Origin of the sequence: Parabacteroides sp. Y3-G-102, from assembly GCF_023656845.1 — a bacterium.
GTDB lineage: Bacteria > Bacteroidota > Bacteroidia > Bacteroidales > Tannerellaceae > Parabacteroides > Parabacteroides distasonis.
In genome coordinates, this window is record NZ_JAMOKU010000021.1 from 60,883 (window position 1) to 77,894 (window position 17,012).

The window sequence follows — 17,012 nt, forward strand, 5'->3', positions numbered from 1 at the left end:
ACATTATTTTCCTAGCTTCTTTTCCAGCATCTTCATAAAATATCCCCCGACAACCGAACGGGCTTGAAAACCTCGTTGCGTACCATCAGAAGTAAAATGCCAATCGCTTAGAGGAACACGTGAAGTCGTCTCGTTGGCATAGTTCCAGACCGGAATCATCAACGTATTAAAATCCTCCATCGATCCGGTCAAACAAGCGGACCATAAAATCCAGTCGGACTTCGTATAATCCTTCCGGTTATCCAACGGCAAACCGTATTTATTTTGCTTTGTCTTGTAATAAGCCATTTCCATAGCGGCAACCTCTTTTGGGAAGATATTCAAGCCCAGCAAGCGATCCCATACCAAGTTGTATTTCTGGCTCCAAGTACCCGGCTTATCGAAAGTCAAGCGGTAATGATCGCCATCATCTGCCATTTTTACCCACTTAGCGGCCATCTCACGGGCGGCTTCCGTATATTGCCTAGCGATATCCGTCTTGCCTAACATCTCCGCCAATTTCCCGTAGCCGGCAACTCCCATAATTGCCTTGATGGACAAATTCGTGTTATGGGCGAAATGCCCGGCGAAATCATCCGTACAAAGTTGGTTCTTCGGATCAAGGCCTTCCTTCAACAAGTAATTCGCCCATGTAGTCAAAACCTCCCAATGTTGGGCGGCATAATCGGCATTACCATCCACTACCGCTATGGCAGTCGCTAGCACAAGCATATTACCACTTTCTTCCACGGGCATATCGCCACCGTAGGTCTGACCGTTCGCAACCGGATATGTACCCACGTCGTGAGCCGGGAAAGGTTTCTTCCACAGTCCGCTCTCGCTATAATAGAAAATAGGGTTCATCATTCCTTTCAACAAATCCGTATTGTACACTAAGAATAAAGGAGCGGAAGGATACGTTATATCCACCGTTCCGATAGAACCGTTGCTGAAATTTTCTTTAGAGAGGAATAAGAGAGTCCCTTCTTTATCAGTCACCAATTTATGGGCGGCGATCGCCTGCCGGTATGCGATAGCGCATAACTCGGCGTACTTCTTCCCTCCTACGGCGCTCGTCTCGCTCATCAAAGAAGAATCAAAGGAATCGCAACGTCTCATCAGATCCTCGTAAGCAGCCTCCCCTTTCTCGAACGCCTGATGAATATCCACCTTTCCGTCGTGCTTCCAATAAGGCATCCGGTTGTCTTGGAAATACTGGATCGAATATAAATCATCGTAACCGATCATCAAATGTCCGGAGACGGTTTCCTTGGAGACCTTGCCGATCGGGTCCGTATAAGCGAGGACTGTCATTTGCTCACGCATATCCGAAGAGATACTTTGCGATCCAGCCGGTAAATTACCAGTAGTCATGAAAGCTTTCTTCGTAGCATAATACTCGTCGATCGTTGCGGAGACTCCCGGTTTCTTTGGGATAGCCAAATAGAAATATCCCCAGTCAATCCGTACATCATCCCCGGTTTTCGCCAGAACCTCTTGATCGATTGTTCCTGTCTTTAGGTAAATTAAATCAGGGGTTTCCGTTTTCTCAAAAGTCACCTCTTGATCGATCGTATTCACGGCCCATTGCGGCGTGGCTTCCATATATAATTGCACGTCGTGATCTTTACCGTCGATGGAGCGGACTTGATAGGTTATATAATTAAACGGAGAAGTCATAGCTTCCAGATCATTCAGCAAGAAGGGAGCCGTGAAAATCAAGTCCAGACTTACACCACCGCACTCAAAGGTGTAGAATGTTTGCGTAGGCATCACGTTCACGGATTTCTGGATCGCTTTCTCATCGAACGTATCTCCTCGTTTCACCTTCCGCATGATTCCCATATCCACATAAGCGCCTCCCCCATTGTTCCGGCAATGAGCGGCCAATACGTTACCCGTAGGTTTCAAGCTCTCCACCACCGCTTCCGGTATCTCTTTCAGCAAATCATAGTCCAGACCGTTCCCTGCCACGGCGATTTGCTTTCCATTTAGATACACCTCGATATTATCATCGTGCGAATATTGGAGGTAAAGAGCATCCTTGCGCACATCCGAGGGCCAGTCAAACGTACGACGTACCCAGATATCGCCTGCGGACCAATGCGTGGAACGATTCGGATTATCTTCCGTTCCGAAAGCGGCTTTTCCCCGCTTCCAACCTTTCGGATCATAAGCCTCGGCGAACCAATCACCGGCAGGCTGAGACATCGTATAATCGGCCTCCCATAGGCCATCCGAGGCCGTACCGATCACCGAGGTCACCTGTATATCGTCCATTCCCATGAAACGGTATGACTTACCATCTACTCGTATACCGCCTAGAAGCGGATAATCACGGCCGGTCCAATGCCGTACCGACTCATCATTCAATTGATCGGCAAACGACCATGCGCTTGTATAGGGATCGATCGTGACCAAAGGAACGGCCGGAGCACGTAAAGAGTTCTCTGCCGCCGCCGTATATACCTCGGAAACTTCCACTTGCGTACAACAAGATAAAGCCGTACAACAAGATAAAGCCAATAAATAGTTTCTCATCTGCTTACTTTACGGTTTTATGAATGGCCTCCAGCACGATCTTCTCCATGATCTTATAGCCTTCCAAGGTCGGATGCACACCATCTTTCGACAGGTTAGCGGGCAATCCGTTTCGCTCATCTTTCATGGCGGAATGATAATCCACGTACGTCAAGCCATTCTTATCCGCATACTCCTTGATCCACTTATTGAGCTGGATAACCTTATCGGCCGGCTTCATACCCGGTCTCCAAGGAAAATCGTATGCCGGCATCACGGAACAAAAAATCACCTTTATATTATTTACTTTCGCCAATTCCGCCATGGAGACCAAGTTACCATACACGTTCTCTAAAGCGATCACGCCGTTATTGTGGGCGATATCATTGATACCCGCCATGATTACCACTGCTTTCGGTTTCAAATTAATAACGTCTTGGCGAAAACGAACTAACATTTCCGAGGTTGTCTGTCCGCTGATCCCACGGTCTACGAAATTATTCTGGATAAAGAAGGTCGAATCCGCCGGCCACCATCCGTCTGTAATGGAGTTCCCCATAAATACCACGTTCGAAGGAACTTTCACGGTCTTGTTAGCCTCCGCGTAACGACCAAACTGAGCCCAATCCCCTTTCTCGGTCTGGGCAAATAACGTAGTGGTAGCCAATAAACAGCCCGCTACCAGTAAAGCTTGTCTCATGTTTTTCATATTACTTGATTATAAAATACAAACCAACGATCTTGTTTTCATCAAACAAAAGTAATCAAAATTGTCCACTCACCCATTCACACAAGAAAATATCTTATATTTGCTGTCATTGAAAAATAAAAACATCCGAATATGCTGAAAAAGATTCTTTCCAACACGATCGTACGGTTGATACTGGCCGTCTTGATCGGACTTCTGGTTGGGCTTGTCGTAAACGAGCCTGTGTTAAAAGCGGTCATGATCATAAAACAAATTACGGGACAGATTATTTTCTTCTTGGTTCCGTTGATCATTCTAGGATTCGTGGCACCATCCATCGCCCGCTTAAAAAGCAACGCATCCAAAGTCTTATTATTCGCTTTTAGTATCGCATACCTGTCATCGGTTGGCGCCGCTACCTTTGGCGCCGTTGTGGGTTACGAGTTAATACCGCATTTGCATATTCAAACCGCCTCGGAAGGTCTAAAAGACATCCCTCCCATGTTGTTTAATCTAGAGATTCCGCCAGTGATGAGCGTTATGTCGGCATTGGTATTGGCCGTGATGCTGGGACTTTCTACCGCATGGGTTAAATCCGAGGAGATGGAGAGGTTGCTGGAAGTATTCCAGAACATGGTACTTAAATTGGTAGAACGGGTCTTGATGCCGGTGTTGCCGCTTTTCATCGCCGCGAATTTCTGTGTTCTTAGTTATGAGGGGGCGATTACGAAGCAGTTGCCTATCTTTTTATCCGTCCTGTTGATTGTCATCATTTGCCATTACATCTGGTTGACCTTACTGTATGTAGTCGCATCGATTTACTCCCGGAAAAATAGCTGGGGCGTATTGAAATACTACGGACCCGCTTATTTGACAGCCTTAGGCACCATGTCCTCCGCCGCCACCTTGGGCACGGCCTTGACCTGCGCCAAGAAAAGCAAGATTTTGCGAGAGGAAGTAATCGACGTGACTGTCCCCCTGTTCGCGAACATCCATCTATGCGGCTCTATCTTGACGGAAGTGTTTTTCGTATTGACCGTCTCACAAATATTATATGGAAGTATGCCGGACTTCACGACGATGCTCGTATTTATCATCTTGCTTGGTTTCTTCGCGATCGGCGCTCCCGGCGTACCGGGCGGTACGGTGCTCGCCTCATTGGGCTTGATCATCGCTATTCTAGGTTTCGACGAGGCAGGAACGGCATTATTGCTTACGATATTCGCTTTGCAAGACAGCTTCGGTACGGCTTGCAACGTGACGGGAGATGGTGCCCTGACCTTAATTACTGATACGTTCGATCAAAGGCAAACGGAAAAAGCTTCCACGGCTTTATAAGAACAAACTTCCATGGCTATTTTACTGCAACCTGCCTTGCAGTAGTACTGCACCGCACGTGCAGTGACACTGCAATAGGCGTGCAGTAACACTGCAAGGCAGGTTGCAGTAAGTGATATCACTTTCTTTTCATTCGATACGCTATGGGTGACTCCCCGGTATGCTTCTTAAAATACCGTCCCAGATAGGATTGGCTGGGAAAGTTCAAGTGATTCGTTATCTCCTGTACGGTCATTTCCGTGGTACGCAACAGTACTTTTATCTCCAATATGATATGTCGGTCTATAACGGCCTTCGCCGACTCACCTGTCACTTGCCGGGTGATAGTGGAGAGATAACGAGGAGAGATGCAAAGCTCATTCGCATAGAAAGCCACATCTTTCTGATCCAGATAATGGGTTTGGATACAAGTTATGAACTTATGGAAAAGCTCCTCTCCCCGGTTATAACCGTTACGTTGAAGGCTGGAAAACAAGTGCCTGTTCTTGTCGTGCATATTTAGGAAGAAGTTTTGCGATTGGTTCTTGATGATCACATTCCGGTACATATTATCCCTGTCTTTATAAATAGTCCAAAACATACGGATCATGGTATCCAACGCATCCCTCTCACCCGGGGGACATACCAAGCAAGGGTTGTCCAATATAAAGCGGAAAAAAGGAGGCTCCAGACGGAATACCGCCTCATCGAACAAACTTGCCGAAAACACGATATACTCGACCTTGAAATACTCGCCGCTACTATTTAACGTCAATATCGTATCGGGTAACAATACCGTGACCGTATTGGGCTTGAGCGTACACTGAACCAAATCCACCGATATGTCTGCCATACCGGAGCGACAAAACAGGATCAAGCCACATCTTATCTTATAGGGGCTATCTAACAAGTTTAGCAAATCGGATTCGCCCATGGAGAAAACCTCCCCTTTCTCTAGCTCAAATGGATTCATATGTCTACTATTTTGCCTGCGAAAATAAGAGATCATTAGCATATAACGGATCATTCCATCTCAAAATGAACAATCATCGCCTCATTGTGGAAACAATGGTTCGCCGATAAGCGAGTAGCTTTGCATCCGAAAATATAGGTATTAGTTAAGATGAAAAAGCAAAATCGATTGATGAAGACTGCGATCGCCTTATGGTGTATCGTAGCTGTTGGGTGTAAACAAAGCCCTGTAATCCAACAAAGTTCAGGGTATGCGACAATGACCGTATCCATTTCGGAGAAAACTTTATCCAATAATTACTCGGCGAGTATACGAGGAAAACAGGATATTGATATTTATCCGCAAGTATCCGGTTTTATTACAAAGCTTTGCGTAGCAGAAGGCGAGAGCGTAAAAAAAGGACAAGTCTTATTTATTATTGATCAAGTTCCTTATCAAGCGGCCTTAAACACCGCCATTGCGAACGTAGAGGCCGCTAAGGCATCTGTAGCGACAGCGCAACTGACCTACGAGAGTAAACAAGAATTGTATAAGAACAAAGTAGTTTCCGAGTTCGACCTAAAGACCGCCTACAACACACTACTCTCGGCAAAAGCCCAATTAGCCCAAGCGGAGGCACAAGAGGTGAACGCCCGTAACAACCTTTCTTACACGGAAGTGAAAAGCCCCTCGAACGGCGTCATCGGAACCCTGCCTTATCGTGTAGGCGCATTAGTAAGCGCAAGCCTACCCAAACCGCTCACCACGGTATCGGACAATTCCGAAATGTATGTGTATTTCTCCATGACCGAGAACCAGCTACTGGCCTTGACCCGTCAATACGGCTCGAAAGACAAAGCCTTGGAGAATATGCCCGAGATCGAGCTTCAGTTGAACGATAAATCGCTTTATCCCCAAACGGGAAAGATCGAGACGATCAGCGGCGTTATCGATCAAAACACCGGAACGGTCAGCTTGCGTGCCGCATTCCCGAACGAGGAGCAATCATTGAATAGCGGAGGCTCCGGGAATGTGATCATTCCGGTTACATACGATAACTGCGTAGTAATTCCCCAAGCCGCCACGTTCGAAATCCAAGACCGGGTATTTGTCTTCAAGGTAGTAGACGGAAAGACGCAATCCGCTCCTGTAGAAGTTACCCGTGTGAACGGAGGACAAGAGTATATCGTAAACGCCGGATTGAATAGCGGCGACGTGATCGTAGCCGAAGGCGTAGGCTTATTGCGTGAAGGAACACCGATTGAAGTAAAACAAAATTAAGCACAATGAAAGTTAGCACATTTATAGAACGCCCCGTACTCTCCGCCGTGATTTCCATCACGATTATGGTAGCGGGTATCATCGGGCTTTTCACCTTGCCCGTAGAACAATATCCGGATATCGCCCCTCCTACCGTTATGGTCAGTACGACTTACTTCGGGGCGAATGCCGAGACCATGCAGAAGAGTGTCGTAGCCCCTTTGGAAGAGGCGATCAACGGCGTGGAAGATATGACCTACATGACCTCCACGGCTACCAACTCCGGTACCGCCACGATCACGATCTATTTCCAACAAGGAACCGATCCGGACATGGCCGCCGTAAACGTACAGAACCGTGTATCGAAAGCGACCGGGCAATTGCCGGCCGAGGTTACCCAAGTAGGTGTCACGACTTCCAAGCGCCAGACCAGTATGTTACAGATCTTCTCGCTCTATAGCCCGGACGGTTCTTATGACGAGAACTTCCTCAGTAATTACATCAGCATCAACCTGAAACCAGAGATCCTTCGTATCTCCGGAGTCGGCGAGTTGATGGTTATGGGTGGCGATTACAGTATGCGTATCTGGATGAAGCCCGACGTTATGGCCCAATACAAATTGATCCCCTCGGACGTGACCTCCGTGTTGGCCGAGCAAAATATTGAGTCCGCCACGGGTTCTTTAGGCGAGAACTCGGACGAGACGTATCAGTACACCATGAAATATAGCGGTCGCCTACTTACTCCGGAGGAATTCGGCGATATCGTGATCCGCTCCACCGAGGATGGAGAGGTATTGAAGCTAAAAGAGATAGCGGACATTGAGTTAGGAAAGGAGAGTTATGCCTATATCGGACAAACAAACGGTAAGCCGGGTATCTCCTGTATGGTTTTCCAGACAGCCGGATCGAACGCCACGGAGGTGAATAATAAGATCGACGCTTTTCTTGAGGAAGCCTCGAAAGACTTCCCGAAAGGTATCGAGGTCGTAAAATTGATGAGTACGAATGATTTCTTGTACGCCTCGATCCATGAGGTTGTAAAAACCTTGATAGAGGCCATTATCCTCGTTATCCTTGTGGTATATGTCTTCTTGCAGGATATCCGTTCTACGCTGATTCCGTTGGTAGCGATCGTAGTTTCCTTGATCGGTACGTTCGCCTTTATGACGGTCGCCGGATTTAGTATTAACTTGATCACTTTATTCGCTTTGGTATTGGTGATCGGTACGGTGGTGGACGACGCAATCGTTGTCGTCGAGGCAGTCCAAGCTCGGTTCGACGTTGGATATAAGTCCTCTTATATGGCTAGTATGGACGCAATGAAAGGATTGACATCCGCCATCGTCTCTACTTCATTGGTATTTATGGGCGTGTTTATTCCGGTATCCTTCATGAGCGGTACATCCGGTACGTTCTATACGCAGTTCGGCTTGACGATGGCAGCGGCCGTAGGTATCTCTACCGTTAATGCGTTAACGTTAAGCCCGGCGCTTTGCGCTATCTTATTGAAGCCTTACATCAACGAGGACGGCACCCAAAAGAATAACTTCGCCGCCCGCTTCCGTAAGGCGTTCAACGCCGCATTCGATTCGATGATCGCGAAATATAAGCATGGGGTATTGTTCTTTATCAAACGGAGATGGCTGGCTTGGTCGCTGTTGGCATGCTCCATCGTATTACTTATCGTCTTGATGAACACGACAAAATCCAGCTTGGTACCCGATGAGGATCAAGGTACGGTTTTTGTCAACGTAAGTACGGCCTCCGGAAGCTCCTTGGCTACGACTAACAAGATCATGACGAATATCGAGCAACGGATCAACCAGATTCCACAGCTTCAATCTTATTCCAAGGTTTCCGGTTATGGTTTGCTGGCCGGACAAGGTAGCTCTTTCGGTATGTTCATCTTGAAACTAAAACATTGGGATGAGCGCCCGGACAAGGAAGATAACGTACAAGCCGTGATCGGACAGGTATATGGCCGTACGGCAGATATCAAGGACGCTACGATTTTCGCCATCGCCCCGGCCATGATCCCCGGATATGGTATGGGTAACGCATTGGAAATGCATACGCAAGACAAGGCCGGTGGAGACTTAACGACCTTCTTTAACACGACCCAGCAATATCTCGCCGCCTTGCGTGAACGGCCCGAGATCGCTACGGCTTACTCTACCTTCGATATCAAGTACCCGCAATGGCGCGTGGATGTGGACGCGGCGAAATGCAAACGGGCCGGAATCACTCCGGATGCTGTTCTATCAACCCTTTCCGGTTATTACGGAGGGCAATATGTGTCGAATATCAACCGTTTCTCGAAGGTGTATAAGGTGATGATACAGTCCGATCCTAAATATCGTCTGGATGAGGCCTCCTTGAATAATACGTTCGTACGCATGTCGAACGGCGAGATGGCACCGCTTAGTCAGTTTATCACCTTGACCAAGGTATACGGTGCCGAATCTTTAGCCCGTTTCAACATGTATAATTCGATCGCTGTCAATGCCGTACCGGCCAATGGATATAGCTCCGGGGATGCTATCAAGGCGGTAAAAGAGACAGCGGCCACTTCGCTCCCGAAAGGGTATGGCTACGACTTCGGTAGTATCACCCGTGAGGAGAACCAGCAGAGTAATACGACCATTATCATCTTCGGTATCTGTATCTTGATGATTTATTTGATCCTAAGTGCCTTGTACGAGAGTTTCCTTGTTCCTTTCGCCGTGATTCTTTCCGTACCGATGGGTTTGATGGGTAGTTTCTTGTTCGCTAAGTTCATGGGATTGGAGAATAACATTTATCTGCAAACCGGTTTGATCATGTTGATCGGATTGTTGGCGAAGACCGCCATCTTATTGACAGAGTACGCTACCCAACTCCGCCTGTCCGGTATGAGCCTGACTTCAGCCGCTCTTAGCGCGGCAAAGGTTCGTCTGCGCCCGATCTTGATGACCGCTCTTACGATGATATTCGGTTTGCTGCCATTGATCGTCTCCAACGGCGTAGGCGCTAATGGAAACCGCTCGTTGGGAACCGGTGCCGTTGGCGGTATGTTGATCGGTACATTGGCTTTGTTATTTATCGTGCCTTGCTTATTCATCACGTTCCAATACCTGCAAGAGAAACTACGCCCGATCCAATTCGAGCGTTCCCTTGATTGGCAGGTGCAAGAAGAGGTAAAAGAGGCCGCCGAGGAAAGAAAAGAATATTTAGATAGCAAGAAATAATCTATCCAATTGTATATATATAATGTATATGAAGAATAACATCATACTCTTTGCCGTAGCGACGCTAGCGTTGAATAGCTGCGGCATTTACAAGAAATACGAGCCTGTCGCCACCCTCCCGGAGAATCTATATCGGGAGGAGATAGCCCCGGCAGATACCTTCTCCATCGGGAATATCAGTTGGCGGGACCTATTCACCGATCCGGCCTTGCAATCCTTGATCGAACGGGGATTAGCCAATAATACAGATCTGCGGATCGCCCATCTAAAGGTACAAGAAGCTGAGGCGGCGTTAATGACCTCCCGCCTCTCCTACCTCCCGTCGCTCTCCCTAGATCCACAGGGCACGACAAGTAGCTTTGATAAGGCGAAAGCGTCGTGGACATACAACGTCCCGGTATCGGCCAGTTGGGAGGTCGATATCTTCGGCCGGCTGACAAACGTCAAACGACAAGCGAAAGCCGCCTTGTCGCAAAGCCAAGCGTATAGCCAAGCCGTACAAACACAACTGATCGCCAATATCGCCAATTTATATTATACCTTATTGATGCTGGACCGGCAATACGAGATCACGACAGAAACCGCCGTGAAATGGCAAGAAAGCCTTCGTACCACCCAAGCATTAATGGCAGCCGGCATGACTACCGAGGCGGCCGTATCGCAAACCGAGGCTACTTGCTACTCCATCGAGACCTCTGTTAAGGATCTGGAACAGACCATCCGGGAGACCGAGAATACACTTGCCGTCTTATTGGGAGAGACACCTCAGGATATTGAGCGAGGAAGGTTGGAAGACCAATCCTTAACCCCGGATCTGGCTATCGGTATCCCGGTACAGATGCTCTCGAACCGTCCGGATGTACGTAGCGCCGAGTACGCATTGGCGCAAGCGTTCTACGGGACAGCCTCCGCACGCTCCAATTTTTATCCCTCGCTACGTCTTAGCGGCAGCGCGGGATGGACAAACAGCGCAGGTAGTTACATCGTAAATCCGGGTAAACTATTACTATCGGCGGTCGGCTCCCTCACGCAACCGCTATTTAACAAAGGAGCGAATATCGCCCAATTGAAAATAGCGAAAGCGCAGCAAGAAGAGGCCAAGCTCACTTTCCAACAAACCGTGCTCAACGCCGGAAAAGAGGTGAACGACGCACTTACCCAAGCCCAGACCGCAAAGGGAAAGATCGACTTGCGTACACACCAAATCGAATCGCTTGAAGATGCCGTCCGTAGCACCCAATTGCTGATGACGCATGGAAACACCACTTATCTGGAAGTGCTCACGGCACAGCAAACCCTGCTCAGCGCCCAGCTCTCCCAAGTAACGGATCGTTTTGACGAGCTTCAAGCCACCGTAAACCTCTACCAAGCCTTAGGAGGAGGCAGACATTAAAGATAGTCCTTTCAGACTTGTATATAATTATGATTGTAACCACCTTTTGTGCGTGACGCATAGAAGGAGGTAAAAAAATACCCGGTTTATGGTATATGCCGTAAACAATCCATCCACTATCTTTGTCATATAAATAAAAGAATCCAGAAACAACAAAATTCATTTGTATATGGCAAGAATAGCAAGACAACTGACCGCCCTTGTCGGCAACACTCCCCTGTTGGAGTTCTCTAATTTCAACGCGAGCAAGGGCCTTAAAGCCCAAGTAATCGGCAAGCTGGAATATTTCAACCCGGCTGGTAGCGTAAAAGACCGCATCGCCTTGGCGATGATCGAGGACGCCGAGGCTAAAGGCTTGTTGAAACCCGGCGCTACCATTATCGAACCGACCAGCGGTAATACCGGAGTCGGACTTGCTTTTGTCTCCGCCTCGAAAGGCTACAAATTAATCCTGACCATGCCGGATACCATGAGTGCCGAGCGTCGTAATTTATTGAAAGCGTTAGGTGCCCGGCTCGTCCTCACCCCCGGGGCGGAAGGCATGAAAGGAGCCATCGCCAAAGCGGAGGAACTGCGTGACGCAACTCCCGGTTCCATCATCCTACAACAATTCGAGAATCCCGCTAACCCGGCCGTACATATCCGTACGACCGCCGAAGAGATCTGGCGTGATACGGATGGTAAAGTCGATCTGTTTGTAGCCGGCGTAGGAACCGGAGGCACGGTCAGCGGTGTCGGTGCCGGATTGAAAGCTCACAACCCGAACGTACAAATCGTAGCGGTAGAACCTAGCGATTCACCGGTACTTTCCGGAGGCAAGCCCGGCCCGCACAAGATACAGGGCATCGGAGCCGGCTTTATCCCCAAGACCTACAACGGGGAGGTAGTTGACAAGATCCTGCAAGTAACGAACGATGACGCTATCCGTACCAGCCGCGAACTGGCCGGGAAGGAAGGGTTGCTGGTAGGAATATCTTCCGGCGCCGCTGTATACGCCGCCGTGGAACTAGCTAAACTTCCGGAGAATGAGGGAAAAACGATCGTGGCGTTGCTTCCGGACACAGGAGAAAGGTATCTCTCCACGGTTCTATATGCTTTCGAGGAATATCCTCTATAGGCTTTTATCGGTTTATCTGATGTCATAGAATCTGAGTCGAAAACACTATAGTGTTTGTGGATAAACACAATAGTATTCAGACTAAAACACTACTGTATTCGTGCACAAATACAGTAGTGTTTTTTACAGATTACAAGAGCCCTTTCGTACTCGGTAGCTCAAACCGATAAATATCTCGTCGGATCGCCATCTTGATCGAGCGGGCCAAAGCCTTGAAGATACCTTCTATCTTATGATGCTCGTTCGTACCCTCGGCACGGATATTCAAATTCATGCGAGCAGCGTCGCTCAAGCTCTTGAAGAAATGGAGGAACATCTCCGTAGGCATATCCCCTACTTTCTCACGGTGGAACTCAGCGTCCCAAACCAACCAAGGACGGCCACCGAAATCCAGCGCCACGCTACACAAGCAGTCGTCCATCGGAAGGCAATACCCATAACGCTCGATCCCTCGCTTATCACCCAGCGCTTTCAGCATGGCCTCGCCAAGGGCGATCGCCGTGTCCTCTATCGTATGATGCTCATCGACTTCCAAGTCGCCTTTTACCCGTACCGTCAGGTCCGTACCGGAATGCTTACCGATCTGGTCCAACATATGATCGAAGAAACCAAGCCCGGTAGAGATCGATGTCTTTCCGGTTCCATCCAGATTCCAGTCCACATAAATATCCGTCTCCTTCGTGGCACGCCGTACGACAGCACGACGCTCGCCAGCAAACAGATACTCGGTGATTTTATCCCAATCATCCGTGATATAGGCGGGAGACAATGAGGTAGCGTAAGCCGCCAACTCACTCTCCGCTCCCTCCTCCGGGCGCAACCAGATACCTTTAGCGCCCAGATTATGGGCCAACTCCATATCCGTAAGGCGATCCCCGATCACGAAACTATTCTCCAGATCGTATTCACCTGTCATATATTTCGTAAGCATTCCTGTACGAGGCTTACGATTCGGGGAATTATCCTCGGGAAAGGAAGGATCGATCAATATATCATCAAACACGATCCCCTCGCCTTCCAACGTTTTTAGCATCAAGTTATGGGCAGGCCAGAAAGTCTCCTCCGGGAAAGAGGGCGTACCCAGCCCGTCTTGGTTGGAGACCATCACGAACTCGAAATCCAACCGCTCGCAAATGAAATAGAGGTTACGCATCACCTTCGGGACAAACTCTAGTTTCTCCAAGCTATCCAATTGATAATCTACGGGCGGCTCTTTTACAAGCGTGCCGTCTCGATCGATAAACAACGCTCTTTTCCTCGTGCTCATAATTTCATGTTTTTCATCGCGTTCAATAAGCTATCATTCTCTTTCGGCGTACCGATCGTAATACGAAGGCAACCCCGGCATTTCTGCACGTTGCTACGGTTACGCACTACGATCCCTTTCTTCACGAGCCCATTATACATGGCATCCGCCTTGGCGACATTCACCAACAAGAAATTAGCGTCCGAAGGATATACTTGATAGGAAAAAGGAGGCTCGGACAGGATCTTCTCCAACCGGTTACGCTCCGTGAGAATCTCGTTCATTTGGTGTTTCATGGTCGCCTCGTCATTCAAAAGCTCCAAAGCTTTCTCCTGCGTAAGTTGGTTGACGTTATACGGATATTTGATCTTATTCAAGACTCCGATAATCTCCGGAGAGGCGAATGCCATACCCAAACGAATACCCGCCGCTCCCCACGCTTTCGACAAGGTTTGAAGAACGATCAGGTTTGGGAATCCCGATAATTCCTTCAAGAAAGAGGGATAAGCGGAGAAGTCGATATAAGCCTCATCGATCACCACGATTCCTTCATAATTCTTCAATATCTTATAGATCGAGCCACGATCCAGGCTGTTGCCACTGGGGTTATTCGGGGAACATAGGAAGATCACTTTAGTCCACTCGTCCGCCGATTCCAACACTCGGTCAGCGTCCAAGTCGAAATTCTCGTCCAAAGAGACCTTGCGACATTCCACGTTATTTACATTCGCTGCCACCTCATACATACCATACGACGGCGAGATCGTCACCACACTATCCAACCCCGGCTCGCAAAAGGCACGGATCACCAGATCGATGGCCTCGTCACTACCATTGCCCAAAAAGATCGAGTTACGATCCACGCCTTTCAGCACGGCCAGACGATCCTTCAATTTCCACTGCAAGGGATCGGGATAACGGTTATACGGCACATTCCACGGATTCTCATTCGCGTCCAGAAAAACGGAGGCATCCCCATGAAACTCATCACGTGCGGATGAATACGGTTTCAAATTCCAGACATTCGGTCTTACTAAATCTTTCAGGTCTTTCATATCGTGTTCAATCTAATTGTTACTGCGTTGCGGTGAGCATCCAGATGCTCGTTGGCCGCCATGGTTTGGATCGTGCTACCCAAGGCACGGATACCATCGGAAGAGATCTCTTGGAAAGTGATCTTCTTGATGAAGCTATCCAAGTTTACGCCGCTATATGCCTTGGCATAACCGTTGGTCGGCAAGGTATGATTCGTGCCGGAAGCATAATCGCCTGCGCTTTCCGGAGTATATGGACCCATAAAGACACTGCCAGCGTTCTCGATTCGCTCCGCGATAGCGGTGTAATCCGATGTTTGGATAATCAAGTGCTCAGGAGCGTATTGATTCGTGAAGTCCACGACTTCCCGCGAATCTTTCAATACGATGATACGGCTGTGCGCTAACGATTTCTCGGTAATCTCCTTTCGGGGCAAACGATCGAGTTGCTCTTGGATGGCACGGGCCACGGGTTCCACGATCGTTTCCGAAGCGGTTACGAGGACCGCTTGGCTATCCACCCCATGCTCGGCCTGCGAGAGGAAATCGGCGGCGATAAAATCGGGATTTGCTGTCTCGTCTGCGATCACCTCTACCTCGGATGGTCCGGCGGGCATATCGATGGCGACTTCTTTCAGGCTTACTAATTGCTTCGCCGCCGTCACGTATTGATTACCCGGGCCAAAGATCTTATACACCTTGGGAACTGATTCCGTCCCATAGGCCATCGCCGCTATCGCTTGGATTCCTCCAGCCTTGAATATCTTACTTACACCCGCGACCTCCGCAGCAAACAGGATAGCGGGATGTACTTTCCCTTCCCGGTTCGGTGGCGTACATAATACGATCTCCTTGCATCCGGCGATACGTGCGGGCACTGCCAACATCAATACCGTGGAAAACAAAGGCGCCGTTCCGCCCGGAATATATAAACCGACTTTCTCGATCGCTACCGCTTTCTGCCAACAAGTGACTCCCGGGGTAGTCTCCACTTTCTTTCCTTCGAAACGCTGTGAGGCATGGAACTTCTCGATATTCGCCTTTGCCGTACGAATCGCCTGTTTCAAGTCCTCAGCGACCAAGGCATCCGCTTCCCGCATCTCCTCTTCCGAGACTTGAAGGGAAGAAAGGAGCACTTTATCAAACTTTTCCTCATACGCTTTTACGGCAGTGTCACCCTGCTCGCGTACCTCGTCCAATACCGTACGGACCGTATCGAACAAGGTGGTTACATCTAATGCGGGACGTTTGATTAGTGAGCTCCATTCCTCACGTCCGGGATATTTTATAATCTCCATATTATACAATCATTTTCTCGATCGGAAGCACTAAGATACCTTCAGCCCCCAATGATTTTAGTTTACCAATAATTTCCCAGAAATGCTTCTCGGCGATCACGGATTGAACAGAGACCCATTCATCGTTTGCCAAAGGCGTTATGGTCGGGCTCTTCATACCGGGAAGCACCTCGATAATCTCATCCAGCTTTTCTTTCGGAGCGTTCAGCAACACGTACTTCTTGCCCTCGGCGACTTGAATCGCCTCGAAGCGGAATAGAAGCTCATCCAAGATCTCCAGTTTCTCTTTGGATAGATTATTGTTAGCGATCAATAAAGCCTCACAAGGAAGGACTACCTCCACTTCTCTCAATTGGTTGCTTACCAAAGTGCTACCGGAGCTTACGATATCAAAGATAGCGTCCGCCAAACCAATGCCCGGGGCGATTTCCACAGAGCCGCTGATTACATGAATATCCGCCTTCACGCCTCTCTCCTCTAAGAAAGACCGTAGGATCACGGGATAGGAAGTAGCGATCGTTTTTCCCTCAAACCATTTAGCTCCCTTATATTCCTCATCTTTGGGGATCGCTAAGGATAGACGGCACTTACTAAAGCCCAGACGCTTGATCAATTTCGCCTCTTGCCCTTTCTCCACGTACTCGTTCTCTCCGACAATACCAATATCCGCCACACCGTTAGCTACAGACTGAGGAATATCATCATCACGAAGAAATAATACCTCTACCGGAAAACCTTTTGCCGATAATAACAGAATGCGTTTGCCCCTGTTTAGTTTAATACCCGCTTCTTCAAGCAACATCATGGTCTCGTCGTACAGACGGCCTTTCGATTGTACCGCGATTCTCAACATAACTATATCTTATTTTTATATTATAAATATCAACAAAAAAAGGCTTACCGCAAAACGGCAAGCCTTTATCTTTTTATCATGAGTACATACATACCATTCAGCCCACCGAACTATCGCCCGCTGTA

Annotated in this window: 12 protein-coding genes; 5 read left to right on the forward strand and 7 right to left on the reverse strand. The window is 48.5% G+C overall.

What is annotated here, in order from left to right; translation table 11 throughout:
- Positions 1–3: 3 nt before the first annotated feature.
- Entirely contained in the window at positions 4–2,520 is a 2,517-nt protein-coding gene (locus NBH16_RS12195; RefSeq protein ID WP_048927256.1) for a glutaminase domain-containing protein, read from the reverse strand.
- A 4-nt stretch (positions 2,521–2,524) separates the two neighbouring features.
- Positions 2,525–3,208, reverse strand: coding sequence for an SGNH/GDSL hydrolase family protein (locus NBH16_RS12200; RefSeq protein ID WP_048927255.1), 684 nt, complete (start codon positions 3,206–3,208; stop codon positions 2,525–2,527).
- Positions 3,209–3,340: 132 nt separating this feature from the next.
- Here NBH16_RS12200 and NBH16_RS12205 point away from each other — a divergent pair, with 132 nt between their 5' ends.
- A complete protein-coding gene (locus NBH16_RS12205) occupies positions 3,341–4,525 on the forward strand; it encodes a dicarboxylate/amino acid:cation symporter (protein ID WP_121961019.1) in 1,185 nt (394 codons plus the stop codon).
- 118 nt (positions 4,526–4,643) lie between these two features.
- Here NBH16_RS12205 and NBH16_RS12210 read toward each other — a convergent pair whose 3' ends face one another.
- Positions 4,644–5,477, reverse strand: a complete 834-nt coding sequence (locus NBH16_RS12210) for a helix-turn-helix domain-containing protein (protein WP_250788655.1) — start codon at positions 5,475–5,477, stop codon at positions 4,644–4,646.
- Between the two features lie 150 nt (positions 5,478–5,627).
- Here NBH16_RS12210 and NBH16_RS12215 point away from each other — a divergent pair, with 150 nt between their 5' ends.
- The 4 genes from NBH16_RS12215 to cysK all read left to right on the forward strand — a co-directional run bounded on the left by NBH16_RS12215 (position 5,628) and on the right by cysK (position 12,456).
- Positions 5,628–6,737: an efflux RND transporter periplasmic adaptor subunit gene (locus tag NBH16_RS12215; RefSeq protein WP_416338890.1), complete on the forward strand. Its 1,110-nt coding sequence runs from the start codon at positions 5,628–5,630 to the stop codon at positions 6,735–6,737.
- Positions 6,738–6,742: 5 nt separating this feature from the next.
- Positions 6,743–9,946: an efflux RND transporter permease subunit gene (locus NBH16_RS12220; RefSeq protein ID WP_250788657.1), complete on the forward strand. Its 3,204-nt coding sequence runs from the start codon at positions 6,743–6,745 to the stop codon at positions 9,944–9,946.
- A 28-nt stretch (positions 9,947–9,974) separates the two neighbouring features.
- Complete coding sequence (locus NBH16_RS12225; protein WP_250788658.1) at positions 9,975–11,339, forward strand: efflux transporter outer membrane subunit; 1,365 nt, start codon at positions 9,975–9,977, stop codon at positions 11,337–11,339.
- A 169-nt stretch (positions 11,340–11,508) separates the two neighbouring features.
- Entirely contained in the window at positions 11,509–12,456 is a 948-nt protein-coding gene (gene cysK / locus NBH16_RS12230; RefSeq protein WP_250788659.1) for a cysteine synthase A, read from the forward strand.
- 130 nt (positions 12,457–12,586) lie between these two features.
- Here the strand turns inward: cysK and hisB are convergent, their stop codons facing one another.
- Genes hisB through hisG form a run of 4 tightly spaced genes read right to left on the reverse strand, consistent with a single transcriptional unit; the run spans position 12,587 to position 16,887 of the window.
- Positions 12,587–13,723 (reverse strand): bifunctional histidinol-phosphatase/imidazoleglycerol-phosphate dehydratase HisB, encoded by a 1,137-nt coding sequence (hisB, locus tag NBH16_RS12235; RefSeq protein WP_057326549.1) that lies wholly within the window; start codon positions 13,721–13,723, stop codon positions 12,587–12,589.
- Positions 13,720–14,757 carry a histidinol-phosphate transaminase gene (hisC, locus tag NBH16_RS12240; protein ID WP_057327536.1) on the reverse strand — a complete coding sequence of 346 codons (1,038 nt, stop codon included), beginning with the start codon at positions 14,755–14,757 and terminating at the stop codon, positions 13,720–13,722. Before hisC ends, hisB begins: the two co-directional genes overlap by 4 nt.
- On the reverse strand, positions 14,754–16,034 hold the full coding sequence (hisD, locus tag NBH16_RS12245; RefSeq protein ID WP_122144681.1) for a histidinol dehydrogenase: 1,281 nt from the start codon (positions 16,032–16,034) through the stop codon (positions 14,754–14,756). Before hisD ends, hisC begins: the two co-directional genes overlap by 4 nt.
- Before the next feature lies 1 nt (position 16,035).
- Positions 16,036–16,887 (reverse strand): ATP phosphoribosyltransferase, encoded by an 852-nt coding sequence (gene hisG, locus NBH16_RS12250; protein ID WP_170105240.1) that lies wholly within the window; start codon positions 16,885–16,887, stop codon positions 16,036–16,038.
- Positions 16,888–17,012 lie beyond the last annotated feature (125 nt).